We start from the raw sequence: 25943 nt of genomic DNA on the forward strand, positions 1-25943 counted from the left end.
GTTCCCGGACCAGCTTTACCGCCTCAAGCTTGAACTCGGGCGTGAACGTCCGCTTTGCCATTTACCACCTCCGATTTCATCATTGCACCTAAACTAGGTGTCTGTGAAATCGGCAGCAGGCCATTCTGCACCAAAGCCTGGAACCACAAGTGACTTGCATGCCCCAGGTGATGTCCCTGATGCGGCAGTCATTGTGCGTGGAGGCACAGGCGAAGCACCCGTCCCGGGCGAGGTGGTTTCTGGGTCGCAGGGTGGAACAGTTGCTGAGGCAGCCAAGGGAGTTCCTCATGGAACAATTCGGACCTCGACTGCGGGCGAGATCAGAGCGGGCGGTGGCGAAGTGCGTGTTGCGCCTGAGCCTACTCGGTCAGGCCAAATGAATGGACAGCATGTTGACGTTAAATTGGGCGATCGGAGTAACTTTGGCGCACCTCAGCCGAATCCTGTACCGAAACCGGAACGAATCCAATGAAACTTCCGATGACATGGCTCACGATTGTGAGTTACAGAGATTTCTATGACATTCCAAGATTGATACTGGCCTCGGATCGGGAGCAACGATTTTGGGTGCTTGATAGCACCTTTGATGAAGATCAGGATGAATACTCGACCAGTTACAGCATCTACTTTGCAGGAGACGATTTGCATCAAGCTCGCGAAAAGCTTGAATCTCTCGTGCAAGGAGGTTCGTTGGACGCATCGCAAGTGCTTCCCATAAGCAGCTTTGAGTTTGATGGGACAAATCGTGCGAAGCTCAGACTAATAAGTCCTGCCGAGGACTAGCTTCCAATTTAGGTAATTCCTAAGAAAACCGGACCTAGATTCAAAGGGATAGGTGGGCATCGCCCCAACCACTCTCCTGCTGGTGGGCGAGGCAAAGCGTGCGAATGCACGCGACCTAAAGGGAACCAACCTAAAGACCTAAAGGGGAAATTAATTGGTTTTTGACCTTGGGTGTCCACGGGTACGAAGAACGGCCGGCGGCGCCCCAGCCCCGTTTCCCCTTCTGGTGCCGCCTAACATGGTTTCGTCGAGTTCCAGAGCAGGAAACGTTGCCGATAGGACGGAGTTCGCGCCACTCCCACCAAGAACGATCCAGGGCATGTTGCGGTTGAGTTGCCAAAGCCAGTAACAAAATAAGTGGCTGATAATTTCAATAAGGCATTTGGACGATAACTATGCAGCCTGAACCCTCGGAAGACGTAAAACTGATCGCTTTTGACTACTACGATGGTGCGACAGAAGGATTTGCCGAAGGCCTTTTAGATAATACAGATTGCTACTTTATTCTTGTGGCTTGGAGTTCGGATCAGGATGATCGGCTTTTTGCAGTTGTAAAGATCGAGCGATCTGTATGCAAACGAGTGAATTATCTGCTTGAACAGGCTCAAGGGACTCCTGAATCCCCTGTGTGGATACCAAGATGGGAGTTCTCCGATGCGAGCGCTGAGGCTGAGGTCATTGAACTGATAAGCTCCTGCAGGACTCGCCTCATCAACGAGGGAATTTTATTGCTTACACAACAGATCGGACACCGGGCGGCTCGCACGTTGGAAATAAACAGCGATCTTGCACTCAAAGTGAGTGAGGTATTGATGCGCGGAACCCCAGATGACTTGGCTCTGTGGCGAGTAAACTGAGCGAATGGATAGATTCCGTACGAAGTGCGATACCGCTTGGAACAGCTCCGTCACTGCTGCCGCGCCTTCAGCCCCGCCGCGCCGCCTCGATTGCGGCGATGTCGATCTTGCCCATCGTCATCATCGCCTCGAAGGCGCGCTTGGCCGCCGCGCGGTCCGGGTCGGCGACGGCCTCGGTCAGCGCGCGAGGCGTGATCTGCCAGGAAAGGCCCCACTTGTCCTTGCACCAGCCGCAGGCGCTTTCCTGGCCGCCGTTGCCGACGATGGCGTTCCACAGCCGATCCGTTTCCGCCTGGTCGTCGGTGGCCACCTGGAACGAGAACGCCTCGCTGTGCTTGAACGCCGGGCCTCCGTTCAAGCCCAGGCAGGGGATGCCCAGCACGGTGAACTCGACCGTGAGTTCGTCGCCCTCCTTGCCGGACGGATAGTCGCCCGGCGCGTAGTGCACCGCCTTCACCGCACTGTCGGGGAAGGTCCTGGCGTAGAACGTCGCGGCTTCGAGCGCGGTGCCGTCGAACCACAGGCAGATCGTGTTCTTGGGGATCATGTCGTTCTCCTCATGTCGGGGCGGGTCGGAACAGCGTCGGGCCGATCATCCGGACCCATTCGAAACGCGGGGTGAAACCGGAGGGGGAGAGGGGCGGGTCAGTCGCCCCCGGGCGTACCGGTCCGTACCTCGCCGTCGCGCAGGTAGCGGGTGATCAGCACGCCGGTGGCCGAGGTCTTCGATTCCTCCAGCCGGAACGCCGACGCCCGCGTGCCGTCATCGAACAGGCGCTTGCCACGGCCCAGCAGGACCGGGTAGACCAGCAGGCGCAACTCATCGACCAGGTCCGTGGCCAGCAGCTGGTGCAGCAGGTCGGTGCTGCCCTGGGTCACCAGGTCGGGGCCGTCGCCGCGCTTGAGCCCACGCACCGCGGCAACGACATCCGGGCCCAGCGCATGGCTGTTCTGCCATGCCAGCGTGCCGGGATGGTGGGTGGCCACGTGCTTGGTGGCACCGTTGAACGCATCCGCGATGTTGCCGTGCGGCGCATCGCTCGGCACCTGCGGCCAATACCCGGCGAAGATGTCGTAGGTGCGGCGCCCCAGCACCAGCGCGAACGGGCGCGAGAACACGCCGCCCATCGCCTCGCCCCCGCCCGCATACGGCCAGATCCAGCCGCCATGGGCGAAGCCGCCGCTGGTGTCTTCCCGCGGGCCTCCGGGCGCCTGCATGACGCCGTCCAAGCTGGTCATGGCGGCCACGATGAGCTTGCGCATGCCGGATTTCCCTGCGGATCGACGTGTCCGCTTCTCTTGGATGACGAACGACAGTCGGGGGAATCGACACGCGGGTCGACCCTGCATGCAGGAGGGGCTTGGGCCTGCCCCAAGGCCGGGTGAGGCCACGCGATGCCGGCGCTTGTTAAGCTGGTCCGGACTCCATCGACAGGCGGCGACATGCACAGGCGAAACTTCCTGGGGACCGCGGCGCTGGCCGCGACGGCGCTGATGCTGCCCATCGCGGGTAGCCGCCACGCACTCGCCGCCACTCTGCCCAAGCGCCTGCTGCCGCCACCGCTCAACCCGGGCGACACCGTCGCGTTGGTCAGCCCCTCGGCCGCCACCGACGACCCGTTCGACCTGCAACTCGCGCAGGAGGCGATGGAAGCGCTGGGCTTCAAGGTGAAGGTGGGGCCGCACCTTGCAGCGCGGCGCGGCCACCTGGCCGGCAGCGATGCCGAGCGCGCCGGCGATCTCAATGCGATGTTCGCCGACAAGGAGGTCAAGGCCATCATCTGCGCGCGCGGTGGTTCCGGTGCCGCCCGCCTGTTGCCGCTGCTCGATTACGACCTCATCCGCCGCAATCCCAAGGTGCTGCTGGGCTATTCCGACATCACCGCCCTGCACAACGCCCTGCTGTCGCAGGCCGGTCTGGTGAGCTTTCATGGCCCCATCGGCTCGGGCAGCTGGAACCGCTTCAATGCCGACCAGTTCCGACGCGTGTTCTTCGACCGCGAACTGATGCGGTACCAGAACATCACCGACACCGGCGACGAACTGGTACAGCGCAGGAACCGCACCGTCGCCATTACCGGTGGCAAGGCGCAGGGCGAACTGGTTGGCGGCAACCTGTCGGTGCTGGTGGCCCTGGCCGGCTCGCCGTACCTGCCGGATTTCACCGGCAAGATCCTGTTCCTGGAAGACGTGTCGGAAGCGCCGTACCGCATCGACCGCATGTTCAGCACCCTCAAGCTGATGGGTGCGCTGGACAGGATCGCCGGCCTGGTCTTCGGCGAGTGCACCGACTGCGATCCCGGTGACGGCTACGGTTCGTTGACGCTGCCGCAGATCTTCGACGACCACATCAAGCCGCTGAAGATCCCCGCCTACCGCGGCGCTATGATCGGCCACATCCGCCAGCAGTTCATCGTGCCGGTCGGGGGCAGAGTGGAGATGGACGCCGATGCCGGCACGTTCCGCTTGCTGGAGCCGGTGTTCCAGGCCTGATCGGCGAAGGGGCGGTGTCGCGGCGAGTGCGCTTTCGCCCGCCAGTTCAACGAAGGACCCCGGATAGCGCGGGTTTCCAGAACCTTCGCGCGATGGTCTCGAACCCCTTGGCCGTGGGGTGTATCTCGTTTTCCCACTGGCTTTGCGTTTTCAACGCGCCCCGGGAGTCCACCAGCACCATGTTGGCGCGCTGGGAAACGAAGGCCTTGAGTTCGCGCGTGAACTGGTCGATGAGCCAGTGGGTGACCACCCGTTGCGCGTTCTTGTCGGTCAGGCCTACGTCGTCCAGGTACGGCTTCACCCAGGGTTCCATCTTGAACGGGCCGAGCTTGTAGCCGATGCCGGACGGCCAGATGTAATCGTAGTTGTGCACGTAGATGATGGATTCCGGCGAATACAAGTCCCGGAACTGCACGACTTCCTTGATGTCGTTCACCGCGTAGCGCAGGGCGAGCCCGAACGTTTCCAGGCGGATGTGGTCGAACACGGCAACCGGTATCTCCCCCCACGGGAAATCGCCGGGGGACTGCGGCTGCGATGCGGTCTTCACGTACTCGCTGAGTTCGCTGCCGACGATGTCGTTGCCGCCCGTGGAGAGCAGGATGGCATGGAAGCGATAGGTGCCGATCTCCCGCTGGATCCGGGGCAGGGCCCGCTTCCACATCGCGCTGTCGCGGCCGGCGACGCCTTCCCGCAGGAACAGCGTTCCCTTGAACAGCTTCGCGATCTGCTTGTTGAGATCGGTCGGGTGGGGCGGGTACTGGAACCACGAATCCCCGAAACACAGCGCGCGTGCCGCATCCTTGTGCTTGCCGACGGCCTTGTCGAATTCCGGCAGCATCAAATTGTTCCTCTGAATGACCATTGCGTTCTCCAGTCGCCAACGGGATGTGCGCCATCTCCTGCGCGTTCTGTAGAACGGACCACGGCGGGCCGCGCGGACATCCACCGGGCGGAACAGGATGCGGCCTGTCTTGCTTCGCCCGATGTAAACGTATTTATCTGCGGGCGGAATATGGTGAAGCGTACGTTTCCCGGCTACCGTCGCGTCCTAGTTCGCTGATCCGGCGGAAGGTGCCGGCGCTGTAGGCCCGGTAGTAGGCGGCGAGTTCTTCCCGGGATCCGGCGACGAAGGGGCCGTGCTGCATGATCGGTTCGTCCAGCGGCCGGCCCGCGTACAGCACGACACGGGCACCGCTCGACCCCGCCTCCAGGCCCAGGCGCGTCGCGTCGTGCGGCACACGTTCGAGCCAGCCGATATCGCCGGACGACAGCGTTTCGTGGCCGGCGCGCAGGGAACCGTCGATCACGTACAGGAAGCCGGTGTAGGCCCCGGGCAACGCCTGCGTGGTCGATGCGCCGGGCGCAAGCAGGAAATCCACGATCGTCATCGGCACGCGGTTGCGCGTGGGCGAGGTGAGCGTTCCCGTGCTGCCGCTGTAGAGACGCGCCTGGACGCCCGGCTCGCTTCGCAACGGCAGCGTTTCCAGCGGGACGACCTGCAGGTCGGGATCGCCGTCCCGCTTGCTGCGCGGCAGCGCCACCCAGAGTTGCAGGATGCGGGCATGGCCGGTGGCCTTGACGTGCTCGTTGTGCACCAGGCCGCGGCCCGCCGTCATCCATGCGAGGTCGCCGGTTTGCAGCAGGCCCTCGTCCGCGTCGTCCAGCGAGCCCTCCAGGACGAGGGTGACGGTCTCGAGCCCGGCATGGGGATGCGCTTCGCCCACGGGCTGGCCGGGCGCGAAGTCCAGCGTGTCGTCCATCAGCAGCACGAAGGGGTCCGTCCGCGCCAGTGCGTCGGGGCGCACGACCTCCATTGCGGTGTGGCCGGGCCCCGCGAAGCCGGGCGCCGGCGCGCCCGCGCGCGTCTTCCGTGCGATGGGGCGTTCGGGCAGGGCGGTTCCGGCTACCGCGCTGGTTCCAGTGTTCGATACGGCATTCATTCGGGATTCCTCTTGTGGCAAGTCGATGGCCGCGTGCGCGACGCGGCCCATGTCCTATCTGTTGGCGATGGACGGGCACGACAAGGAGGATGATTCTTGATACCAGGTATTCAGGACCATACCGGGAAGGGCAGGCGGGCGAAGCGCCGGGATCCTGCGCCGATGATTCCGTGGGGCACCGTATCGTAGCGGCCCTCAACCGCCTCCACCTTCACGGAGCGGGCTCTTCGGCACCCTCGTCCGGCATGCGGGGCGAGGAATGCGGGAAAAAGTACGTTTTTCTTCGCCGCAGTCTGGCGTATCTTCAGCAGACCACCCGGGATCGCCGCAACCCGTCCGTCTTGCCCGGGAAGGAATGACCACGCTCTGCGGAGGGGATTCCGATGCATCGCAGGGGATTTCTCGCAACGCTGGTGACCTCATCGATCGCCTTCGCTTTCCCCGGCTGCGCCCGGCTCGCCCGCACGGCCGGGGAGAGTGGCGGTCGCGTCATGACCGTCAACGGCCCCGTCGACGCGGCCGATCTCGGGATCACGCTCGCCCACGAGCATCTGTATGCCGACCTGCGACCCCATGCCGAGCAGGTGGCGCAGCCGCTGCCGCTCGACCTGGACGAAGTGGTCGAAGTGGTGCTTCCCTATCTGGAACAGATCCGCCACCTCGGCTGCCGCACGCTGGTCGATTGCACGGCGACGACCATCGGGCGAAACCCGCTGCTCATCCGGCGCCTCTCCCAGGCGAGCGGGCTGCACATGCTCACCACGACCGGGGCCTATCTCGCCGTCGCTGGACGGTTCGTCCCGCCCCATGTGCTGGAAGAAAGCAGCGACGAACTGGCCGCACGCTGGACCGGCGAATGGCGGCACGGCATCGACGGCAGCGACGTGCGTCCGGGCCTGATCAAGCTGGGCCTGGAGGGCGACCCGCTCAGCGATCTCGAGCGCAAGGTGGTGCGCGCCGCCGCCCGCACGCACCGGGAAACGGGTCTGGTCATCGCCGCCCACATCGGGCCGTGGGAAGAGGTCGAACCGGGGCGCAACGCGCGCTGCGCCTTCGAGCAACTCGATCTGCTGGAAGCGGAGGGCGTCGCGCTTTCGGCCTGGGTCTGGGTGCACGCGCAGAACGAAGCCGTGGCCGACCACCACGTCCGCGCGGCACGACGCGGCGCCTGGGTGTCGTTCGACGGCTTCCGTCCCGGGCAGGTGGACCGCTACCTCGAATTGCTCGGACGGATGCGCGACGAGGGATTGCTGCACCGCGTGCTGCTCTCGCAGGATGCGGGCTGGTACAACGCCAGCGCGCCGCGCGGCGGTGAGTTCCATCCTTTCCATCCGCTCTTCACTGAGCTGATTCCGGCGCTGCGCGGCAACGGTTTCGGCGAGGACGATATCCACACGCTGCTCGTGCGCAATCCGGCGCAGGCCTTCGCGTTCGACCTGCAACGGCGGTAGGGCCGCCGAAGCGGATCGGGTCATGTCCGCGGCGTGTTGGCGTGGACGGCGGTTGCCGTAGGGAGCGCCCTGGCCCACCGTCTTCGCGGTCGAGGATGGCAGGGCGGTCCGATGCGGGCGATATGCGCCGCAAATACAATGCCCCCGGGATTTCCGGGGGCATTGCCGTACAGCGGTACCGACTGCGGTTGCGTCAGAACTTCCAGCCCACCCGTGCATAGTAGAAGCCGCCGTTGAAGCCGTACGGCGAGTGCACGGGATAGGCCGCGCCGGCCACCGCCGCGCCCCACGGGTTGTCGTCGGGTGTCTCGTCGAACAGGTTCTGCGCGCCGATGTTGACGTACAGGCCGGAGGCGAACTTCCAGCCCACCTCGGCGTCCACGATGACCTTGCTGCCCTCGTAGATCGGCAGGCCGCCGTCCTCGACGCGGATGACGCCGCTGTCCAGGTGGTCCTCGTACCACGAGCCGTAGTAGGCCAGGCGCAGGTTGGCATGGAAGACCTCGCGCTGGTGGTTGACGCTGAAGTAGCCCTTGGTCTTGGGCAGCGACTCTTCCAGCTTGTACACGCGCGCTTCGTCGATGAAGTCCGCGTTGTAGCGGTCCACCTCGGTCTTGTTCCAGTTGGCCGCCAGCGAGTAGGTGGTCGTGCCGCCGAAATGACCGGTTTCGTAGCTGGTGACCAGGTCCACGCCGGTGGTGGTGGTGTCGAAGGCGTTGCCGAAATAGGTGACCGACGAGATCGAAGCCGCTTCCGGATTGCCCGACGCCACCAGCGCCGCGCGCTCTTCGTCGGTCAGGTCGAAGCTGGTGCTCAGCGCGATGCGGTCTTCCACCTCGATGCGGTAGCCATCGACGGTCACCAGCCAGTCGCCGCTGCTCCAGACGAAGCCCAGCGAGAAGTTCTTCGACTCCTCCGGGGTCAGCGGCCGGGCGCCCTTCAGTTGGGCGATGGGGTTGGTCGGCGGCAGCGTGGCGATATCGACCAGGGCGGTGCCGCCGAACACGGTGCTGATCTGGCTGATGTTGGCCTGGCCCGGGGTGGGCGCGCGGAAGCCGGTGTTGACCGCGCCGCGCACGGCGAAGGTGTCGGTGAAGTCGAAGCGGCCGGTCAGCTTGCCGTTGGTGGTGCTGCCGAAGTCGTCGAAGTCCTCGTGCCGGACCGCCGCGGCCAGCAGCAACTGCTCGGTGAACTGCGCTTCCACGTCCAGGTACACCGCCCAGTTCTTGCGATCGAAGGTGCCGGCGGTGCGCGGGCTGAAACCGTTGAAGCCGTTCGAGCCCAGCGCGAAACCCTGTTCGGTCAGCGGCCCGATGCCGGTGGAGGCGGCGTCGCCGGCGGTGATCTCGAAGCTCTCCTCGCGCCACTCCGCGCCCGCTGCCAGCCGCAGCGGCTCGACGGTGAAGCCGGTCTCGAAGTCCCGGCCGACGTCGAAGTTGACGCCCTTCTCGGTCTGCGTGTTGCCGCCCGGCCGGAAGTAATAGCCCGCGGGCTGGTCGGGACCCAGCGAGGCGTTGACCGTGTTGTAGATGATGAAGTCGATGTCGTTGCGGCCGTACGAGGCGCTCACGTCCCAGTGCCAGTTGCTGCCCCAGGTGCCCTTGGCGCCGGCCACCACCGAATAGTCCTCCAGCTTGCCGCCGAAGCGCGGGGTGAAGCCGCCCGGCAGCAGCGAGAGGAAGCTGAAGCAGTTGTCCGGCAGCGCGGCCACCGCGGTGCTGACCGTGCTGTAGGGGATCAGGTTGCCGTCGGCGTCGCGCAGCGCGATGGTCGGGCACGCGCCGGCGCCGGTCAGGTCGCCCACCAGCAGGGTCTCGCCGCCATCGTTGGAGTACACGCCCGAACGCGCCGTCGGGTCGCGGTAGTAGAAGCCGCCGTCCACGTCGCGCTGGGCGTAGTTGCCGAACAGGTAGAAGTCCACGTTGTCGCCGGAAATGCCCAGGTTGGCGACGAACTTGATGTCGTCGTCGACCTTGGGCGAACCCCAGATCTGCGCCGGGTTGGGCACGCCCGGGTAACCGGCGGCGGCCGCGGCGGCGGCATCGTCGCGCTGCACGCTGCGCGAGGTGTCGTCGGCCTTGCGCCATTCGGCGGTCAGCGTGGCGAAGCCGCGTTCGGTCAGCGGCAGGCCGATCTGCGCGGAGTACTGGGTGGTGAAGCCGTCGCCTTCGTAGTACTGGCCGGCGAAGACCTCGGCGGTGCCGCCTTCGCGCAGTTGCTTCAGGCCGAAGTTGATCACGCCGGCGATGGCGTCGGAGCCGTATTGCGCGGCCGCGCCGTCGCGCAGTACTTCCACCTGCTGCAGCGCCAGCGACGGGAACACCGACAGGTCCGGGCCCTGCGCGCCGTCGGACAGGCCGTGGCCCAGGAAGGTGATGACCGCCGAGCGGTGGAAGCGCTTGCCGTTGACCAGCAGCAGCGTATTGTCCGGCGGCAGGCCGCGCAGGTTGGCCGGGCGGATCAGGCTGGCCGCGTCGTCGATCGGGATGGTGCTGACGTTGAAAGAAGGCACCAGCACGCGCAATTGGTCCAGCGCGTCGGTCGCGCCCTGGTTGCGGAATTCCTCGCCGCTGATGATGTCGATGGGCACGGCGGAAGAGGAGACCGACCGCGGCTGGCTTCGGCTGCCCAGTACCGAGACCGTGTCCAGGGTGGCGGGTTCATCGGTGGCGGCCGTCTGCGCCACGGCTGTGTTGCCGGTGGCCAGCGCGGCGGCGGCCAAGGCCCATTTCACTGCGGACGCCAACTGCGTTTTTGGAACTCGCGGGTACTTCCGTACGCTCTTGTCCATGCATGCATCCCTTTGGAATTGGTGGTGTGCGATATGTTTTTTTCAGTCGACAACAGGGCCCTCCACTCCTGCTGCGCTGCATCAAGCTTTAACAGGAATTGAATCTTCTCGCAATAAAAATGTCTTTTTAAATCAAGTAATTGCAAATACATACCCCATACGTTTTTTCTGCTGCGCTGCATCGTGGTGCATCGATCAGGGGCGCAATCGTCGTATCCGTGGATGCGCGTCACATCCCGTGGGCCGGCGGCCGGAAGCCGCACCGTTCTGGTGCGTGGAACGGGCCGGGAAGAGGCGCAGCGGACCGATCACGCAACCGCCAGTCATCCACGGCATGGCGCGCTTCCCTTGCTCAAGGGAAGCGGTGCGGCATCCGGTGAATCGATGGGGCGGGGTCGGGACTCGGGCGGGAAGATTCGGGGACGGCACATGCGCCGGATTCCACCGGCCGGGAGGGCTGGTCAGGACGCTACGGGCAGCGCGTGGCCTGCTGTCTGTTCCCGAACTCGTTGGATCGCTGCGGCCGCAAGCCGGGTTTCAAAGCCGGTTCGCGACTCGGACAGGGTTGTATGCGAACAACTCGGCGCCAGCGCTTCGCTCCGCACCTCGCGGTGTCATTGCATACGCGTCATGCGCGCAATCCGCGCCAGGCCGGTTGCAGATCGATCCTGTGGCTGGGTGTCGGGTGTATGGATCACATCCACAGGCAATCGATGCCATCCAGCGCGATGTGGATAAGCAGGCCGATCCCGAACCACCGCGTCCTGCGCGGAATCGCCAGTGCGCCATACACCGCCATCGCCGGCCAGGTATGCAGCGGATGGAAGCCGATGCTGCAACGCCCCGGCGCGTAGATCGGGTCGGCCAGCAGGTGGTCCAGGTCGATCGCCCAGCCGGCCAGCATCCACAGCGCGGCGCGCTTCCATTCCTTGGGCCAGAACAGGCGCGCGGTGGCGACCGGCACCAGCACATGCAGCAGCAGGTGGAGCAGGGGGCGAAGTTCGAATTCGGACACGGGATCGCCTTTCGCGATGATGGCGCCGCCGCTCAGCGCCGCGCGGCCAGCCAGCGGTCCAACTGGTTGGCGAAGGCCTGGCGGTCGCGGGCGTTGAACTGCGCGGGGCCGCCGGTCTGTACGCCGGCGCCGCGCAGTTCGTCCATGAAGTTCCGCATCGACAGCCGCTCGGCGATGTTGTCGGGCGTATAGCGTTCGCCACGCGGATCGATGGCCTGCGCGGCGCGCTCCAGCACCCGGGCGGCCAGCGGAATGTCCTGGGTAACGACAAGGTCGCCCGGCTGCGCCCGCTCGGCGATGGCGTCGTCGGCCACGTCGAAGCCGCCCTGCACCTGCAACGCGCGGACGAACCGGGAAGGCGGCGTGCGCAACCACTGGTTGGCGACCAGCGTGACCCGCACCTGCGCGCGCTCGGCGGCGCGGAACAGGATCTCCTTCACCGGCCCCGGGCAGGCGTCGGCGTCCACCCAGATCTGGGCGGGCGCGGCAGCCGCGTCGTTCATTCCGGTTCGGGCGCGGGCGGGGAAGCGTCGGTCCGGGCGGCTTCGCGCTCGGCGCGCTTCTTCGCGTCCTTTTCGTCCTGCTTTTTCTTCTTGGCCAGCTCGCGCTGGCGTTTCTCGAATGAGTAGTTGGGTTTGGCCATGGGATGCACGTGTAGGGAGGGGTTGAGGACGGATGCCTGCGCGCAGGGCGCCGGCCACCCGTACACGATAGCCCGCTTCGGCCATGAGGTGGGCGATGTTGCCTGAAACGGGGGCTTTGCGCCGCCCTTGGGAGAGTGCCGATCCGTGCTGGCGCGGTTCATCGCCACGGCATCAGGCCGTCCATCGCAGGAGATCCGCCATGTCCCTCGCCAGGCCCATCACGCCGCACCTGCCGCGCAGGGCGGGTGAGACAGGGCGTCAAGCTTGCGGGAGGCAACCAGATGTCGAATCCATGCGCTAAGAAGCGTACGCGGCCCTTGTGCCGCCGTTGTTTAGACCCGCCGCGGCATTCGCCGCCCGGATTGGTTCGGGGCCCCACCCACTCCATGATGAGGGTGTACATGATGCCGTAGACAGACGGGCAGGCTGTTGAGACAGTGCCCGCGGAAAGGAACTGCAAGGGGATGCCATGAAATTCTATCTGCCGCTGATCGAAATCCTGCTCTCGTTCCTGCTGCTGTACTTCGTACCTGAAGGCGTGTTCCGACTGCTGAAGAGGCGGTTCGACATCAAGAAAAGCCCGATCACCAAATTCATGGTCGAGAACCTGCGCGGCTTCCTGTTCGGGACGGCGGTCGCGCTGTCGTTCCTGTTCGCGTTCGGCGTGTCCTACGAGGACTTCACCGCCAATTCCGTGCGGAGCGCGGCCGACGGCTTCCGGCGCATGCTGGGCGTCGATGCGCTGTCGATCTGCGTTGGTCGCGCCAAGGAGGAGTTCCGCTATACGCCGGAAGGCTTCGCCGAGGCGGCGTCCAGCTTCGATCGGCTGGGGCCGACGACGTATACCGAGCGGCAACTGCTGCTGGCCCGGGGCAACATGCTATTGCTGGTGGGTGACCCCTCCACGCCGGAAGAACTGTACGAACGGGCGTTGGCGGAGTATTGCACGCATCATCGCATCGCTGGCCGCAGGTAGCGTGTCCGGCAGTACGATCATGGCACGGGTGTAAAATACGCGTTCAGCAACGCGCAGGATTGGATCTTCGCCATGGCCGCCACTACGCAGCGTTTTTATCCCATCGGCGCCCCCGGCCAGCCCTGGGGCGCCGCCGAGAAAGCCGAATGGCACGCGCGGCAGCGCGTGCAACGCAACTACGCGGCCGACGTGCTGACGGTCATCGACCGCATGCGCGAGCGCTTCGACGTGCGGCAGTACGGAGAACTGGATTACGGGCAGGACGGCAAGTACCCGCTGTTCGCCGTGCGCAGCCGCGATTGGGACGACGCGCTGCCCGTCATGCTGGTGACCGGTGGCGTGCATGGCTACGAGACCAGCGGGGTGCATGGCGCGCTGCAATTCCTCGATCAGCGGGCGGGGGACTATGCCGGCAAGGCCAACCTGCTGGTGGCGCCCTGCGTCAGTCCGTGGGGTTACGAGCGCATCCATCGCTGGAACGCCGACGCCATCGATCCCAACCGCTCCTTCCGCGAGAACAGCCCCGCGCAGGAATCGGCTGCGCTCGTCCAATTGGTCGCGCCGATCCGCGACAAGGCGGCGATGCACATCGACCTGCACGAGACCACCGACAGCGACGAGACCGAGTTCCGTCCCGCATTGGCCACACGCGACGGCAACCCGTTCGAGCCGGGCGAGATCCCCGACGGCTTCTACCTGGTGGACGACACCGAGAACCCGCAGCCCGCGTTCCAGCAAGCGGTGATCGAGGCAGTGGCCAAGGTCACCCACATCGCCCCGGCCGACGCCAATGGCGAGATCATCGGCTCGCCGGTGGTGGCCGAAGGCATCATCCGGTACCCGTTCAAGCCGCTGGGCCTGTGCGCGGGGGTGACGAATGCCCGTTACACCACAACGACCGAGGTCTATCCGGACAGCCCCAGGGCCACTCCGCAGCAGTGCAACGACGCACAGGTGGCGGCGGTGCGCGCGGCCATCGACTACGCTCTGGCGCATGGTTGAAGCGGGGCCGCCACGGCCCCATTTCCTTTCGTGAAACACCATTCAACCGCTGGGCGTACGCTGTCCCGGTGGCATGACGTAGCGAGGGCAACCCCATGGCAACCGGATGGGCCGGCGATGGCGCCGTGCAGGACCAGATCGACGCGACCGTGAAGGACGGCATCGAACGCGCGCGCCGCAATCTGCCCCAAGGTCCCAGCCTTACGCACTGCGAGGAATGCGATAAGCCGATCCCGCTGGCGCGGCAGAAGGCGGTGCCCGGCGTGCGGTTGTGCGTGGCGTGCCAGGAGGAAGCGGACCGGGAGCAGGAAGGCGCCGGCCTGTACAACCGCCGCGGCAGCAAGGACAGCCAGTTGCGTTGATGGCGGCGTATTGGTGGCGGTCGATGCCTGACAATCGAGATCGCCTGTAGGAGCGGCTTCAGCCGCGACCGGAAACTCCCGACCTCCGGAAACCTTTACGGTTGTCATGGACCACGGTCGCGGCTGAAGCCGCTCCTACAGGGCTTGGCGCGTCGCGGCCAAGGATGATGTCAACTGCGTACCGGACCAGGGTGCACTGGAGGGGCGGATATCGTCAGCGCCACGGCGCCGTCCCGTGCCGTTCGTTTGGCCTCCACCCACCGCACGGCCGCATCGCCCAGCAATCCCACGCCCACCAGGCCGAAGATCCACAGCGCCGTCTCCCGCGCGCCGCGTTGCAGGCGTTCGCGCCAGTGGGCGAAGCGTTCGTCGGTGCGGTGGCCCAACAGCCCGTGCAGGCCCAGCAGCAACAGCGGCGGCGCCACGAACACCAGGTTGTAGCCCACCAGCAGCGGCAGCCACTGCATCCACGACAGGTCGGCGGCGACCATCAGCCCGATGGCGGCGAAATAGGGCAGGGCCGTGACCAGTTCCACCGCCGTCACCGTCATGCCCAGCAGCACGAAGGCCCAGAGCCGGTCGCTGGCCGGTGCCCGCGGTTCGCGCGCCTGGTGCGCGGTGGACGGCGCGAAGATCGCGTAGGCCAGCAGGCCCGCGCCCAGCAACGCCTGCACCACCATTGCGACGGGATGGTCGAGTACGCTGGCCAGCGTGTCGCGCGCGGCGCCGAAGCCCAGCATCATCGCGACGCCCAGCCCCAGGTACGCCACCAGGATGCCGCCCACGTAGGCCAGCAGGCGCGGTGTGGCACGCGGCTGCGACAGCAGCCACAGCGCCACGACCAGGGCGGAGGGATTCAGGCTGTCGAGCAGGGCGAGCGGCAGCAGGGCCGGCAGCAGGGCGTCCATGGCATCGAGGAGGACCGGAGTGGCACCGAGCGTAACCCGTGCGCTCGTGGATACCGAGGGACATTGGTCACGCTGCAGGGCCGTGTCCTGTGTGGGAGCGACGTCAGTCGCGACTGCGCCCCGATAGCAGCCCGTGGCGCAGAATGATGAACGCGCCGCAGCGCGCCCGGATGGCGAACAACCATTCCCTGCGCAATGGCCTTCGATCGCGACTGACGTCGCTCCCACAAGGGACGGACTGGTCCGTCATGCCTGAGGGGGTGCGCAGTGATCAGGCAGGCGCAGCACATTGACCTTGCCAATTTATCTGACTAAAGTCAGGTAATGGACGAAGGCCAGATCCAGCATGTCCGCCGCTTCAATCGCGCCGTCACCCGGCGCATCGGCGTGCTGACCGACGACTATCTGGGGCGCGGGCGGCCATTGGCCGAATCGCGGCTGCTGTTCGAAATCGGCAAAGGCGGCGCCGACGTGCGCGACCTGCGCGCGCGGCTGTCTCTGGATTCCGGCTACCTGAGCCGTTTGCTGCGGTCGCTGGAAGCGCAAGGGCTGGTGCGCGTGCAGCCATCGCCCGGCGACGCCCGCATGCGGCGAATCACGCTGACCGCCAAGGGCCGGCGCGAAGCGGACGCGCTGGATGATCGCTCGCAGACGCTGGCCACCTCGTTGTTGGCGCCGCTGGGCGAATCGCAGCGCCGGCGCCTGATCGAGGCGATGGCCGAAGTGGAGCGCCTGCTGCGCGCGTCGGCGGTGGAAATCGCGATGGCCGATCCGGCCGGGGATGAAGCGCGCGCGTGCATCGATGCCTACCTGCGCGAACTGGACGAGCGCTTCGACGGCGGCTTCGACGCTTCGCGCAGCGTATCCGCCGACCCTGGCGAACTGGTGCCGCCACGCGGCGCGTTCGTGATCGCCCGGCTCGATGGAGATGCGGTGGGCTGCGGCGGGTTGAAGGTCACCGGCCCGGGCGTGGGCGAGATCAAGCGGATGTGGGTGGCGCCATCCGCACGCGGGCTGGGCATCGCCCAGCGCCTGCTGGACGTGCTGGAGACGCAGGCCGCCGCCATGCGGCTGCATACGCTGCGGCTGGACACCAACCGCAGCCTCACCGAAGCGCGTGCGCTGTACGCCCGTAACGGCTACCGCGAAATCCCCGCGTACAACGACAACCCGTACGCCGACCACTGGTTCGAGAAGCGCCGCGTGTAGGGTGGGCCCAGGCCCACCGGATGGGGACACAGGCATTCGAGTCCGGCTGGGATTACGCTTGCCGCTCCGATGCGTCGGGAGGAGACCAGGCGATGAAACGATGGTGGTGGGCCGCACTGGCGGCCGGATGGCTGTTTTCCACGCCGGCGACCGCGCAGGAGGCGCCACCGGCCTTCGATGCCGCGTTGGCCGAGCGCGTGGGCGCTGACGAACGCGGCATGCGCAGTTACGTGCTGGTGATCCTGAAGACCGGGCCCGCGCGCGTTCCCGATGGAGACGTGCGGAATACCATGTTCGCCGGCCACTTCGCCAACATGGAACGCTTGTCGAAGGAGGGCAAGCTGGCCCTGGCGGGGCCGTTCTCCAACGATCCGGCGGGTTGGCGCGGGCTGTTCCTGCTGGCCGTCGACACCGTCGAGGAGGCCCAGCGTCTCACCGAGACCGACCCGGTGATCCGGCAGGGCGAAATGGTGGCCGAATACCATCCCTGGTACGGCTCCGCCGCCGTGATGATGATCCCCGAACTGCACGGCCGACTGGCGCCGGAATAGCGGACCCCATGGAGGTGGGCTCCGGCCCAGCGCACGATGCCCGGATCCGCATGCGCCGTCTCTTGCCGACGCATGTCCGTGCAGTCTCGCGGATGAAACGGCCGGGGTGAAGGCGGGCATGGCGCAGGGGCGCCTGCGGACGATGCAGGGTAGCGCGACGCGCCTGAGGACGTGCGCCGGCCGGCTGCGGCATGCGGCCGGGAAGGAGTATCCTGACGGAGCCGCCCGAGACCACCGGATTCCTGGAAGGGCATGACGCAGACCGCCACTGCCTTAGGCAACGCGCCCAGCGCGCTCGCGCGCATCCTCGACCGTGCCCCGCCGGTGGCGGCAGGGTCGCTGCGCGGGGATACGCGGCTGACGCGGCCCTGGGGCCATGGCGCGCTGCACGACCATCTGCCCGCCATGGTCGGACACGTCATCATCACGTACTACGGCGAACCGCAGGAAATCCTGTGGCGCACTGGTGGCGACCGCCTGCTGTCCACCACCCGCAGCGGCTCGATCACCATCATCCCGCAGGGGCACGACGGCGATTGGGATATCGCCGGACCGATCGGCGTATCGCATGTGTTCCTGTCCGACGAACGGCTGCGCGCCGGCGCCGGACAGATCGGTGGCGGCGATGAGGTCGAATTGCTGGCCCGCGTGGGCTTCGACGATCCGGTCGCGGCGAGGGTGATGGAAATGCTCGGCCGCGAAGCGGACGTGGCCGATTCCTCCTCGCGTCTGTTCGTGGAACAGGCCACCGACCTGCTGGTCACGCAACTGCTGCGGGGGCATTCCTCGCGTGGCGCGATCCAGCCGGCGGAGGCCCGGCGCGGCCTGGCGACATGGCAGGTCAAGAAAGTGACCGCTTACATGCGCGAACGTCTCGGAGCGCCGATCGGCCTGGACGACCTGGCCGGCGTGGCCGGTCTGAGCCGCTATCACTTCTGCACCGCGTTCCGCCAGGCCACCGGCAGCACGCCGCACGAATGGCTGGTGCGGCTGCGCATCGAGCGTGCCCGGCAACTGTTGGCCGATGCGACGCTGCCGGTCACCGACATCGCGCTCTCGGTCGGTTACGAGACGCCGTCGTCGTTCGCGGCCGCGTTCCGCAGGATCAGCGGCACCACGCCGACGGCCTATCGCCGCAGCCTGTAAGCACAGGCCACGGCGCGATAGCGGATCACGCCGCCCGGTCGGCGAAATCCGTCGAGACCGATACGGACCACCATTCGGCGAGGATCGCGGCATCCGCCTTGTGCTTGGCCTCGATGGCCGCAACGGTGTCGCTGCCCAGCGGCAGGCGCACCGGCGGGTTGGGCGCATCGACGAATTCGACCAGCACCCGCGCCAGCCGCTCCGGATCGCCGGGTTGCGCGTGGTTGAGGTCCGACGCCAGGTTGCGCACCGCGCCGGCGGTGGTGTTGTAGTCGGCGATCGACGTCGGGCTGACCGACAGCGAGGTGGTGTCGAGGAAGTCGGTGCGGAAGTAGCCCGGTTCGATCACGGTGACATGGATGCCGAGCGGCGCGAGTTCCGCATGCAGCGCTTCGGACAGGCCTTCGACCGCGAACTTGGTCGAGCAGTACACGCCGAAACCGGCACCGGCACGGTAGCCGCCGATGGACGAGATGTTGAGGATGCGGCCGGAACGCTGCGCGCGCATGTGCGGCAGCACCGCCCGCGTCACGGCGAGCAGGCCGAACACATTGGTGCGGTAGAGCTTCTCGACGTCGGCGCCGGACACTTCCTCGACCGCGCCGAGCAGGCCGTAGCCGGCGTTGTTGAGCAGCACGTCGATGCGCCCGAAGCGTTGCACCGCGACGTCGGCGGCGGATCGCGCCTGCGCCTCGTCGGTGACGTCGAGCGCCAGTGGCAGCAGGCGGGCATGTTGCCCGAGGCGGTCGACGACGGCCTGCGGGTTGCGCGCGGTGGCGACGACGTTGTCGCCGTTGTCCAGCGCGCGTTGCGCGATCAGCGCGCCGAAACCGCGCGAGGCGCCGGTGATGAACCAGGTCTTCATGGGGATTCTCCTTGCGTGAAGCGTGAGGGGGTGTTGGGCCGGCATTCGCCAACCCGGGAGGTTGGGGGCTTGCCGTCCATGGCTCCGCCGCGGGATCGTCGCGGGCGTCAGGGCGCGGGCGACACGCGGGTCCAGAATTCGTCGAAGGCGATGCTGTCGAAGAAGGCGAAAGCCTTCGCGATCCGCCCGTCGCGCAGTTCGAGGAACCAGGCGTAGGTGTTGGCGTAGGGCTTGCCGTCGCGCGCCGTGCCGCTGGCGTCGAAGAACACGATCACGGTGTCGCCATCACTATAGAGGTTGCGGATCGTCGGCTTCAGCCCGGTGCTCATGCGCGCGTTGAAGGGCCGGATGACTTCGCTGAGGAAGGCTTCGCGGCTTTCGTAGGTCTTCGCGGCGAGCGAGTTGCCGGTGATCGTCCAGACCGCGTCGTCGGCCAGCAGGTCGTAGGGACCGCCGGTGCCGGCGGCCCAGGCGTCGAACGCCTGGCGCACGATGTCGGTGTTGCGGTCCGGGTCCTGCGCCTGCGCCGAAGCCGGCAGCGCGAAGGTCGCGGCGAGCACCAGCAGGCCCAGCGCGATGGTGCGGAAGGTGGTGCGGGGAAGGCGGATGTTCATTTCGGTCTCCTCATGGATCAGGTCCCGGGCCGCCGCCCGGCGCGCGGACCGCCCGGGGACGCGGGGGATCAGATGGCGTTATCCCAGGCGGCCGCCTGGTGCGCCTTGAGCATGTCCTCGATGACCTTCGGCACGACGTTGCGGAACTTGCCGGTGTCGGCCGGGACGATCTCGATCATGCGGTCGATCATTTCCTGCGCATCCATCTTGCCTTCCGGCGTGGCGAAGAAATCGTCGAAGCCCTTGCGCAGGTCGGCGCGCTTGGTGAAGTGGTAATCGTCGTCCAGCCAACGGAACGGGTTGTCGGCCATGGTCTCGTTATAGCCGGTGTAGTAGGCGCCGGGGTTGATGGTCTGCACCTTCACGCCGTAGTCGGCCAGTTCCTGCTGCATGGCTTCGGCGAAGGCCTCCAGCGCGTGCTTGGTGGAGACGTAGGTGCCCCAGTTGGCCGGGGTGAACAGCCCGCCCATGGATGAGGTGAACACCACCTTCTTGCCGCGGGCGCTGCCCTCGGCGATCCACTTGCGCAGCGCGCCCTGGGTGAGCTGCAGCGGAAGGAACACGTTCACTTCATAGTTCTTGCGGACCAGGTCGACCGGGATCTCCCAGACCGGGCCGGCTTCGCCCATGCCGGCGTTGTTCCACAGGATGTCGAAATCCCAGGTCAATGCCTGCTTGATGTCGTAGGGGTCGGTCAGGTCGAGGCGCTCGACGCGGATCTTGTCGTCCAGGCCGAGGCGGGCGACTTCCTCGCGCAGCGGCGTGACCTGCGAGGACACGTGCACGGTGGCGATGATGTTGTGGCCGTTGCGGGCCATGCCGATGGCGGCGCCCTTGCCGAAGCCGCCGGCGGCGCCGGTGATGAGGATGGTCTTGTTGTTGGCGTTGGTGGTCATGACGGTTCTCCTTTGCGTGTCTGTCGGTTGGAAGTCGTGTCGTGTGGTGCGGGATGTGGCCGGGTGTCGCGGATCAGGCGGAAAGCGCAGCGGCCGCGGCCTGCGCGATCTCGAGGTCTTGCGAGGGGGCACCGCCGGAGACGCCGACGGCACCGATCAGGGCGCCCTGTGCGTCGAGCAGGGGCAGGCCGCCGGGGAATACGGTCAGGCCGCCGTTGCTGTTCTCCAGTCCGGGCGACGGCCCGCCGGGCTTGGCGTAGTCCCACAGCGCCTCGCTGGGAGCGCGGAACAGCGCCGCGGTGCGGGCCTTGTTGAGGGCGATGTCGATCGAGCCGAGCACCGCGCTGTCCTGGCGGACGAAGGCCTTGAGGTGCGCGCCGGCATCCAGCACGGCGATGTTGACGGGGACGCCCAGGGCGTCCGCCCGGGCCTCGCCTGCGGCGATCAGCGACCGGGCCTGATGGGTGGTGATCATGTCTCTGCTCCAGGTTCGGACCGTGGGAGACGCCCCGCGATTCCGTGGTGAGCAGGTTAGGCAGCGGGCCCGCGGGGCGCTGTCCATGGGTTTCGGCGGCTGTTCCGATCTTGCGGCCGTGCCGGCCGCTGGTGTCCTGGTAGGCCCGACCAACCTACGGCACGGTCGCCGCCCGGCGGCGACCGGTATCCTGACGGGCACGCCTGCGCGCGATGCGCGCGTCCGTTCCGCTACCGGAGACCGCTTTGAAGAACACCCTGTCCACCGCGACTCTGCTGGCCCTCGCCCTGTCGGCCCCGCTGGCCGCGCATGAAGACCACGGCTGCCTGGATGATGGCTGCCAAGTGCAGCTCCTGTTCGCCGATGCCGGCGATACGGGTGGCGGCACCGCCACGACCATCGCCGCCAAGCGCTTCGGCACGTGGGGCATCGACACCGCTGGCATGGACCGCAGCGCCAAGCCGGGCACCGACTTCTTCCGCTACGTCAGCGGCACCTGGGCCGACACCACGCAGATCCCGGCCGACCGCTCCAGCTACGGGAATTTCGCCTTGCTGCGCGACCTGTCCGAGGCACGCCTGCGGGCGCTGGTGGAAAGCTACCCGCTGGGCGACCCGGCCACCGGCGGCGACGCGGCGAAGATCGCCGCGCTGTACCAGGCCTTCATGGACGAGGAGACCATCGAGGCGAAGGGCGCGCAGCCGCTGCAACCGCTGCTGGCCGACATCCGCGCCGCGACGGACAAGGACAAGCTGGCCGCGTTGATGGGCGCGCGCGGCGGTTTCTCCGGCAGCTTCTTAGGCCTGAGCGTCACCGACGACCAGCGCGACCCGGACCGCTACGCGCTGTACCTCAGCCAGTCCGGCCTGGGCCTGGGCGACCGCGAGATGTACCTGCGCGACAACTTCGCTCCGCAGCGCGAGCGCTACCAGGCCTACATCGCGCAGATGCTGGCGCTGGCCGGCTGGGACCGGCCCGAGGCCAACGCCAAGGCCGTCCTGGCGATGGAAACGCGCATCGCCGAGGCGCACTGGACGCGCGCCGAGAGCCGCAACCGCGACAAGACCTACAACCCGCTGGCGCTGGGCGACTTCGCCACGAAGTCGCCGGGTTTCCCGTGGGCGACCTTCTTCCGGTCGGCCGGCGTGGACGGCACCGAACGCGCGGTGGTCCGCCAGGACAGCGCCATCCCCCGGATCGCCGCGATCTTCGCCGACACCGACGTGGCCACGCTGCAGGCGTGGCAGGCGTTCCAGACCGTGGACAACGCCGCGCCGTTGCTGTCGCGCGACTTCGCGCAGGCCGAATTCGAATTCCGCAGCAAGTTCCTGTCCGGTCAGCCGGAGCAGCGCGAGCGCTGGAAGCGCGGCACCTCGTTCGCCGACGGCGCGATGGGCGAGGCCATCGGCCGCGACTACGTGAAGCTGTACTTCCCGCCCGACGCCAAGGCCAAGATGGATGCGCTGGTGACCAACGTGAAGGCGGCGATGGGCGCGCGGCTGGACGCGCTGGAATGGATGGGTCCGGCCACCAAGGCAGAGGCGCGCGCCAAGCTGCAGGGTTTCGGCCTGAAGATCGGCCACCCGGACACCTGGCGCGACTACAGCGGTCTGCAGGTGGTCAATGGCGACCTGTTCGGCAATGCGCTGCGGTCGAACCGGTTCGAGTGGGAGTACCGCCGCAACCGCATCGGCAAGCCGGTGGACAAGGGCGAATGGGGCATGACCCCGCAGACGGTGAACGCGTACTACTCGTCGGTGAAGAACGAAATCGTGTTCCCGGCCGCGATCCTGCAACCGCCGTTCTTCGATCCGGATGCCGATCCGGCGGTGAACTACGGCGCCATCGGCGGCGTGATCGGCCACGAGATCATCCACGGTTTCGACGACCAGGGCCGCAAGTCCGACGGCGAGGGCGTGCTGCGCGACTGGTGGACGGCCGAGGACGCGGCCAAGTTCGAGGCGCAGGCGGCCAAGCTGGGCGCGCAGTACGAGGCCTACACCTTCCCGCAGTTGCCGGGCATGCACATCAACGGCCGCGTGGCGATGGGCGAGAACATCGGCGACCTGGGCGGCCTGACCATCGCGCTGGAAGCCTACCGCCGCTCGCTGGGTGGCCAGCCCGCACCGGTGATCGACGGGTTCACCGGCGAGCAGCGCTTGTTCATGGGCTGGGGGCAGGTGTGGCGCACGCTGTGGCGCGACGATGCGCTGCGCCAGCAACTGGTCAACGGCACCCACTCGCCCGGCCACATCCGCGCCTTCGCCCCGCTGCGCAACATCGATGCGTGGTACGAGGCTTTCGGCATCCAGCAGGGCGACGCGCTGTGGATCGCCCCGGAAGACCGCGTGCGGATCTGGTGACCGCTTCCACCAATCCGTAGGGCGGGCCCCGGCCCACCACCTTGCGATCCTCCCGCCTGCGGTGGATTCAAGCCCACCGCAGGCATGTCCGCGATCGATGCACGGGTTGCATGTGGCGTACGATCGCGCCGATGATGCGGGTATAGCGACACGCGACTGCGCCATGCCCGCACCCCATGCTTCATCCCAACAGGGCGATCTGTTCGGCGCTCCCCAGCCGGGGCGTCGGCATCGGCTGTTCTTCGCGCTGGTGCCGTCCGAACGAGAACAGCAGGCATTGGCCGAACTGGCCGAGGGCTTGCGCCCGGCATACCCGCAGGCGCGCTGGGTGCGGCCCGCGCGCTACCACCTGACCCTGCATTTCCTGGGCGAAAGCGATGAGCCCAGGCGGGACCTGATCCGCACCGCGGTGGACGCGATGGGGGATTGGCGCGCGGACCCGGTGGCGATCGCGCTGGATCATCTGCTGTGCCTGGGTAATCCCAGGAATCCGGCATTGACGCTGGCGGCGCTGCACCCGAGCGAGGCGGTCGTGGCGTTCTGGCGCGGCCTGCAGCAGCGATTGCTGCGCGCGGGCTTCAAGCAGCACGTCGGCCGCAGCTTCGTGCCGCACCTGACCCTGGGCTACGTGCCGCCACGCACCGCGCCGGTCGACGTGTCCCCGCTCGTGCTGCACCCTCAGGCCGTGCATCTGCTGCACAGCATCGAGGGCGAGCCGGACTACGAACGGCTGGGAGAATGGCGGCTGGGTTGACGGTGGGGCGTCGATAGGAAGGGCCGCGCGCCGTTCATGCGCCGCGCAGGGCGGTGCGTGCGCCTGTATCTTCGCTCTTGCACCGCTGCATGCGATTCAGTGGCTTTGCCGGCGCAGGATGTCCAGCTTGGCCTGGTAGAGCTGGCGAGTGTCGCCTTCGCTCAGTTCGCGGGCGCGGGCCAGCGCCTTGCCGGCACGCCGGGTGTCGCCCATCTGGAAATAGGCCCGGGCGAGGCCGAAGTGGAAGCGGTGTTCGCCGGAATACAGGCGGATGGCCCGTTTGTAATGGTCCACGGCGCGGGCGTGGTCGCCCTGGCGCTCGTACTTGGTGGCCAGCAGGAAGTGGTGGAACGGGTCGCGCGACTGCACGACCTGCAATCGTGCCTGCATCCGTGCGGCACGGGTGGTGTCGCCAGCGCGCTGGTAGTACGAGGTCAGGTTGAAGAGGGCACCGGAATGCATCGGTTTCAGTTGCAGGGCGTGCAGGTAACTCTGTTCGGCATGGACGGGATCGCCGTCGCGCAGGTAGAGGACACCGGCATTGCTCCAACTGGTGGCATACGTCGGATCCAGCACAAGCGAGAGATGCGCGTAGGCCAGCCCTTCCGCCGGCCGGCCTTCGGCCATCAGTTCCGCCGCGCGGTTGTTGTAGTAGTGCGCCAGCAGGCGTTCGTCGCTGATGGGCTCCGGCGGATCGCGCGCCATCACCGTGTTCCAGGCTACGTCCACGGTCAGCCGTTGCTCGCGGGCGCGTACGCCGGCGTTGACGTGGTTGGTGAGGTAAATGGTGTTGGCCTCCTGTCGCCAGGCCAGGGTCTCCTCGATCTGCTGGCCGTAGGCGTCCAGGCCGGCCTCGCGCGCCAGCGCCACCGCCAGCAGGGTGAAGGTCAGGCAATTGGCCTGCCGGGTTTCGTAGGCTTGCGCCACGGTATGGGTGGCGTCTTCACGATAGGTCATGCCCAGGCCGGCGGGATCGAACATGAAATGCACCAGCCGGTTCAACCGCTCGCTGGGTGGGACGCGGCGGGCGAGCACCTGTGTACGCAATTGCTGGCGCAATGCGTCGGGTATGGCCAGTACCTGTTCGGGGCGGGGCGGAGCACTGCTTGCGGCAGGGTCCGGAGCCGGCACGGATTCGCTGGTGGACAAGGCCAGTGCGGCCGCCATGATGAAGGCGATCATGTCGATACCCTCCATGCAGGTGGGCGTGATGCCATGGGATCAAAGTGTAAGCACTGCGGCAGTGCAGCATATGTGCCGTCATCGGCATTAACATGGGGCATGGACGCATCTGGCCACCTGATCGCCTGTCCCCATTGCGCCGCGATGAACCGCGTGCCGCCGGCACGGCTGGCCGAGGCGCCGCAGTGCGGGCGCTGCCATCGGCCGTTGTTCACCGGCATGCCGTTGGCGCTGGACGACGCCGACTTCGACCGCCATGCCCTGCGCGGCACGCTGCCGCTGCTGGTGGATTTCTGGGCACCCTGGTGCGGCCCTTGCCTGCAGATGGCGCCGCACTACCAGCAGGCCGCGCCTTTGCTGGAGCCGCGGGTCCGGCTGGCCAAGGTGGATACCGAAGCCTGGCCCGGGCTGGGCAACCGCTTCGGCATCCGCAGCATTCCCACGCTGGTGCTGTTGCGCAGCGGCCGCGAGCTGGGACGGCAGTCCGGCGCGATGACGGCCGATGCCATTGTGTACTGGGTACGGGCGCAGCTGGGTGGACTGGCCTGCTGCCGGTTCCGTGGACACCCTCCTAATGTAGTCCCGCCTGTTTCTCGAACTCGATGGGGCTGACATAACCGATCGTCGAGTGCCGCCGCAGCGGGTTGTAGAACCGCTCGATGT

The 25943-nt window shown here is 66.8% G+C and carries 26 protein-coding genes and 1 pseudogene; 13 read left to right on the plus strand and 14 right to left on the minus strand.

Annotation, left to right across the window (positions count from 1 at the left end; translation table 11 throughout):
- Positions 1-468: 468 nt before the first annotated feature.
- Both AAD027_RS18465 and AAD027_RS18470 read left to right on the plus strand, forming a co-directional pair.
- Entirely contained in the window at positions 469-783 is a 315-nt protein-coding gene (locus AAD027_RS18465) for a hypothetical protein (protein WP_341727508.1), read from the plus strand.
- 395 nt (positions 784-1178) lie between these two features.
- On the plus strand, positions 1179-1640 hold the full coding sequence (locus AAD027_RS18470) for a hypothetical protein (RefSeq protein ID WP_341727509.1): 462 nt from the start codon (positions 1179-1181) through the stop codon (positions 1638-1640).
- 67 nt (positions 1641-1707) lie between these two features.
- On the opposite strand, the gene AAD027_RS18475 is transcribed toward AAD027_RS18470, so the two are convergent.
- Both AAD027_RS18475 and AAD027_RS18480 read right to left on the minus strand, forming a co-directional pair.
- Positions 1708-2187, minus strand: a complete 480-nt coding sequence (locus AAD027_RS18475) for a VOC family protein (protein WP_341727510.1) — start codon at positions 2185-2187, stop codon at positions 1708-1710.
- 98 nt (positions 2188-2285) lie between these two features.
- Positions 2286-2903 carry a dihydrofolate reductase family protein gene (locus AAD027_RS18480; RefSeq protein ID WP_341727511.1) on the minus strand — a complete coding sequence of 206 codons (618 nt, stop codon included), beginning with the start codon at positions 2901-2903 and terminating at the stop codon, positions 2286-2288.
- A gap of 180 nt (positions 2904-3083) precedes the next feature.
- Here AAD027_RS18480 and AAD027_RS18485 point away from each other — a divergent pair, with 180 nt between their 5' ends.
- Positions 3084-4133 (plus strand): S66 peptidase family protein, encoded by a 1050-nt coding sequence (locus AAD027_RS18485; RefSeq protein WP_341727512.1) that lies wholly within the window; start codon positions 3084-3086, stop codon positions 4131-4133.
- Positions 4134-4179: 46 nt separating this feature from the next.
- On the opposite strand, the gene AAD027_RS18490 is transcribed toward AAD027_RS18485, so the two are convergent.
- Positions 4180-4974 carry a hypothetical protein gene (locus tag AAD027_RS18490; RefSeq protein WP_341727513.1) on the minus strand — a complete coding sequence of 265 codons (795 nt, stop codon included), beginning with the start codon at positions 4972-4974 and terminating at the stop codon, positions 4180-4182.
- 157 nt (positions 4975-5131) lie between these two features.
- A complete protein-coding gene (locus AAD027_RS18495; protein ID WP_341727514.1) occupies positions 5132-6076 on the minus strand; it encodes a pirin family protein in 945 nt (314 codons plus the stop codon).
- Positions 6077-6567: 491 nt separating this feature from the next.
- Here AAD027_RS18495 and AAD027_RS18500 point away from each other — a divergent pair, with 491 nt between their 5' ends.
- Positions 6568-7527 carry a phosphotriesterase family protein gene (locus AAD027_RS18500; protein ID WP_341727515.1) on the plus strand — a complete coding sequence of 320 codons (960 nt, stop codon included), beginning with the start codon at positions 6568-6570 and terminating at the stop codon, positions 7525-7527.
- Between the two features lie 193 nt (positions 7528-7720).
- On the opposite strand, the gene AAD027_RS18505 is transcribed toward AAD027_RS18500, so the two are convergent.
- The 4 genes from AAD027_RS18505 to AAD027_RS18520 all read right to left on the minus strand — a co-directional run bounded on the left by AAD027_RS18505 (position 7721) and on the right by AAD027_RS18520 (position 12138).
- Positions 7721-10261 carry a TonB-dependent receptor plug domain-containing protein gene (locus tag AAD027_RS18505; protein WP_341727516.1) on the minus strand — a complete coding sequence of 847 codons (2541 nt, stop codon included), beginning with the start codon at positions 10259-10261 and terminating at the stop codon, positions 7721-7723.
- Positions 10262-11012: 751 nt separating this feature from the next.
- On the minus strand, positions 11013-11333 hold the full coding sequence (locus tag AAD027_RS18510; protein WP_341727517.1) for a DUF6122 family protein: 321 nt from the start codon (positions 11331-11333) through the stop codon (positions 11013-11015).
- 32 nt (positions 11334-11365) lie between these two features.
- Complete coding sequence (locus tag AAD027_RS18515; protein WP_341727518.1) at positions 11366-11836, minus strand: YaiI/YqxD family protein; 471 nt, start codon at positions 11834-11836, stop codon at positions 11366-11368.
- Entirely contained in the window at positions 11833-12138 is a 306-nt protein-coding gene (locus AAD027_RS18520) for a hypothetical protein (protein WP_341727519.1), read from the minus strand. Before AAD027_RS18520 ends, AAD027_RS18515 begins: the two co-directional genes overlap by 4 nt.
- Positions 12139-12446: 308 nt before the next feature.
- Between AAD027_RS18520 and AAD027_RS18525 the strand changes: the two genes are divergently transcribed.
- The 3 genes from AAD027_RS18525 (at position 12447) to AAD027_RS18535 (ending at position 14317) form a co-directional block, all read left to right on the plus strand.
- The gene (locus AAD027_RS18525) at positions 12447-12953 is read left to right on the plus strand and encodes a hypothetical protein (protein ID WP_341727520.1); all 507 of its coding nucleotides are present in this window, start codon (positions 12447-12449) and stop codon (positions 12951-12953) included.
- Between the two features lie 72 nt (positions 12954-13025).
- The gene (locus AAD027_RS18530; protein ID WP_341727521.1) at positions 13026-13955 is read left to right on the plus strand and encodes a M14 family metallopeptidase; all 930 of its coding nucleotides are present in this window, start codon (positions 13026-13028) and stop codon (positions 13953-13955) included.
- Between the two features lie 95 nt (positions 13956-14050).
- Positions 14051-14317 carry a DksA/TraR family C4-type zinc finger protein gene (locus AAD027_RS18535; RefSeq protein WP_341727522.1) on the plus strand — a complete coding sequence of 89 codons (267 nt, stop codon included), beginning with the start codon at positions 14051-14053 and terminating at the stop codon, positions 14315-14317.
- Between the two features lie 170 nt (positions 14318-14487).
- Here the strand turns inward: AAD027_RS18535 and AAD027_RS18540 are convergent, their stop codons facing one another.
- The gene (locus tag AAD027_RS18540; RefSeq protein WP_341727523.1) at positions 14488-15225 is read right to left on the minus strand and encodes a GAP family protein; all 738 of its coding nucleotides are present in this window, start codon (positions 15223-15225) and stop codon (positions 14488-14490) included.
- Positions 15226-15549: 324 nt separating this feature from the next.
- On the opposite strand from AAD027_RS18540, the gene AAD027_RS18545 reads away from it, so the two are divergent.
- From AAD027_RS18545 to AAD027_RS18555, 3 genes are all read left to right on the plus strand, one after another.
- Entirely contained in the window at positions 15550-16434 is an 885-nt protein-coding gene (locus tag AAD027_RS18545; RefSeq protein WP_341727524.1) for a bifunctional helix-turn-helix transcriptional regulator/GNAT family N-acetyltransferase, read from the plus strand.
- Positions 16435-16526: 92 nt separating this feature from the next.
- Positions 16527-16985, plus strand: a complete 459-nt coding sequence (locus AAD027_RS18550) for a YciI family protein (protein WP_341727525.1) — start codon at positions 16527-16529, stop codon at positions 16983-16985.
- A 252-nt stretch (positions 16986-17237) separates the two neighbouring features.
- The gene (locus AAD027_RS18555) at positions 17238-18131 is read left to right on the plus strand and encodes an AraC family transcriptional regulator (RefSeq protein WP_341727526.1); all 894 of its coding nucleotides are present in this window, start codon (positions 17238-17240) and stop codon (positions 18129-18131) included.
- A gap of 25 nt (positions 18132-18156) precedes the next feature.
- Here the strand turns inward: AAD027_RS18555 and AAD027_RS18560 are convergent, their stop codons facing one another.
- From AAD027_RS18560 to AAD027_RS18575, 4 genes are all read right to left on the minus strand, one after another.
- Complete coding sequence (locus AAD027_RS18560) at positions 18157-18996, minus strand: oxidoreductase (RefSeq protein WP_341727527.1); 840 nt, start codon at positions 18994-18996, stop codon at positions 18157-18159.
- 107 nt (positions 18997-19103) lie between these two features.
- Positions 19104-19610 (minus strand): nuclear transport factor 2 family protein, encoded by a 507-nt coding sequence (locus AAD027_RS18565; protein ID WP_341727528.1) that lies wholly within the window; start codon positions 19608-19610, stop codon positions 19104-19106.
- 68 nt (positions 19611-19678) lie between these two features.
- Positions 19679-20506 carry an SDR family oxidoreductase gene (locus tag AAD027_RS18570; protein ID WP_341727529.1) on the minus strand — a complete coding sequence of 276 codons (828 nt, stop codon included), beginning with the start codon at positions 20504-20506 and terminating at the stop codon, positions 19679-19681.
- Between the two features lie 73 nt (positions 20507-20579).
- Positions 20580-20981 carry a GlcG/HbpS family heme-binding protein gene (locus tag AAD027_RS18575; protein WP_341727530.1) on the minus strand — a complete coding sequence of 134 codons (402 nt, stop codon included), beginning with the start codon at positions 20979-20981 and terminating at the stop codon, positions 20580-20582.
- 245 nt (positions 20982-21226) lie between these two features.
- Here AAD027_RS18575 and AAD027_RS18580 point away from each other — a divergent pair, with 245 nt between their 5' ends.
- Both AAD027_RS18580 and thpR read left to right on the plus strand, forming a co-directional pair.
- Positions 21227-23344 (plus strand): M13 family metallopeptidase, encoded by a 2118-nt coding sequence (locus AAD027_RS18580; RefSeq protein WP_341727531.1) that lies wholly within the window; start codon positions 21227-21229, stop codon positions 23342-23344.
- 163 nt (positions 23345-23507) lie between these two features.
- The gene (gene thpR, locus AAD027_RS18585; RefSeq protein ID WP_341727532.1) at positions 23508-24098 is read left to right on the plus strand and encodes an RNA 2',3'-cyclic phosphodiesterase; all 591 of its coding nucleotides are present in this window, start codon (positions 23508-23510) and stop codon (positions 24096-24098) included.
- A gap of 96 nt (positions 24099-24194) precedes the next feature.
- On the opposite strand, the gene AAD027_RS18590 is transcribed toward thpR, so the two are convergent.
- Positions 24195-25280, minus strand: a complete 1086-nt coding sequence (locus AAD027_RS18590; RefSeq protein ID WP_341727533.1) for a tetratricopeptide repeat protein — start codon at positions 25278-25280, stop codon at positions 24195-24197.
- 99 nt (positions 25281-25379) lie between these two features.
- On the opposite strand from AAD027_RS18590, the pseudogene trxC reads away from it, so the two are divergent.
- Positions 25380-25814: pseudogene (trxC, locus tag AAD027_RS18595) on the plus strand (thioredoxin TrxC); the annotation flags it as partial.
- Between the last annotated feature and the right edge of the window lie 129 nt (positions 25815-25943).

The sequence above is a fragment of the Pseudoxanthomonas putridarboris genome, assembly GCF_038321125.1.
GTDB classification, from domain to species: domain Bacteria; phylum Pseudomonadota; class Gammaproteobacteria; order Xanthomonadales; family Xanthomonadaceae; genus Pseudoxanthomonas_A; species Pseudoxanthomonas_A putridarboris.

Bases quoted from the DNA above. Each gene is read 5' to 3' on its own strand.
- AAD027_RS18465 (WP_341727508.1), top strand. From the start codon at position 469: ATGAAACTTCCGATGACATGGCTCACGATTGTGAGTTACAGAGATTTC.
- AAD027_RS18470 (WP_341727509.1), top strand. From the start codon at position 1,179: ATGCAGCCTGAACCCTCGGAAGACGTAAAACTGATCGCTTTTGACTAC.
- AAD027_RS18475 (WP_341727510.1), bottom strand. From the start codon at position 2,187: ATGATCCCCAAGAACACGATCTGCCTGTGGTTCGACGGCACCGCGCTC.
- AAD027_RS18480 (WP_341727511.1), bottom strand. From the start codon at position 2,903: ATGCGCAAGCTCATCGTGGCCGCCATGACCAGCTTGGACGGCGTCATG.
- AAD027_RS18485 (WP_341727512.1), top strand. From the start codon at position 3,084: ATGCACAGGCGAAACTTCCTGGGGACCGCGGCGCTGGCCGCGACGGCG.
- AAD027_RS18490 (WP_341727513.1), bottom strand. From the start codon at position 4,974: ATGCTGCCGGAATTCGACAAGGCCGTCGGCAAGCACAAGGATGCGGCA.
- AAD027_RS18495 (WP_341727514.1), bottom strand. From the start codon at position 6,076: ATGAATGCCGTATCGAACACTGGAACCAGCGCGGTAGCCGGAACCGCC.
- AAD027_RS18500 (WP_341727515.1), top strand. From the start codon at position 6,568: ATGACCGTCAACGGCCCCGTCGACGCGGCCGATCTCGGGATCACGCTC.
- AAD027_RS18515 (WP_341727518.1), bottom strand. From the start codon at position 11,836: ATGAACGACGCGGCTGCCGCGCCCGCCCAGATCTGGGTGGACGCCGAC.
- AAD027_RS18520 (WP_341727519.1), bottom strand. From the start codon at position 12,138: ATGAACCGCGCCAGCACGGATCGGCACTCTCCCAAGGGCGGCGCAAAG.
- AAD027_RS18525 (WP_341727520.1), top strand. From the start codon at position 12,447: ATGAAATTCTATCTGCCGCTGATCGAAATCCTGCTCTCGTTCCTGCTG.
- AAD027_RS18530 (WP_341727521.1), top strand. From the start codon at position 13,026: ATGGCCGCCACTACGCAGCGTTTTTATCCCATCGGCGCCCCCGGCCAG.
- AAD027_RS18535 (WP_341727522.1), top strand. From the start codon at position 14,051: ATGGCAACCGGATGGGCCGGCGATGGCGCCGTGCAGGACCAGATCGAC.
- AAD027_RS18540 (WP_341727523.1), bottom strand. From the start codon at position 15,225: ATGGACGCCCTGCTGCCGGCCCTGCTGCCGCTCGCCCTGCTCGACAGC.
- AAD027_RS18545 (WP_341727524.1), top strand. From the start codon at position 15,550: ATGGACGAAGGCCAGATCCAGCATGTCCGCCGCTTCAATCGCGCCGTC.
- AAD027_RS18550 (WP_341727525.1), top strand. From the start codon at position 16,527: ATGAAACGATGGTGGTGGGCCGCACTGGCGGCCGGATGGCTGTTTTCC.
- AAD027_RS18555 (WP_341727526.1), top strand. From the start codon at position 17,238: ATGACGCAGACCGCCACTGCCTTAGGCAACGCGCCCAGCGCGCTCGCG.
- AAD027_RS18560 (WP_341727527.1), bottom strand. From the start codon at position 18,996: ATGAAGACCTGGTTCATCACCGGCGCCTCGCGCGGTTTCGGCGCGCTG.
- AAD027_RS18565 (WP_341727528.1), bottom strand. From the start codon at position 19,610: ATGAACATCCGCCTTCCCCGCACCACCTTCCGCACCATCGCGCTGGGC.
- AAD027_RS18570 (WP_341727529.1), bottom strand. From the start codon at position 20,506: ATGACCACCAACGCCAACAACAAGACCATCCTCATCACCGGCGCCGCC.
- AAD027_RS18575 (WP_341727530.1), bottom strand. From the start codon at position 20,981: ATGATCACCACCCATCAGGCCCGGTCGCTGATCGCCGCAGGCGAGGCC.
- thpR (WP_341727532.1), top strand. From the start codon at position 23,508: ATGCCCGCACCCCATGCTTCATCCCAACAGGGCGATCTGTTCGGCGCT.
- AAD027_RS18590 (WP_341727533.1), bottom strand. From the start codon at position 25,280: ATGATCGCCTTCATCATGGCGGCCGCACTGGCCTTGTCCACCAGCGAA.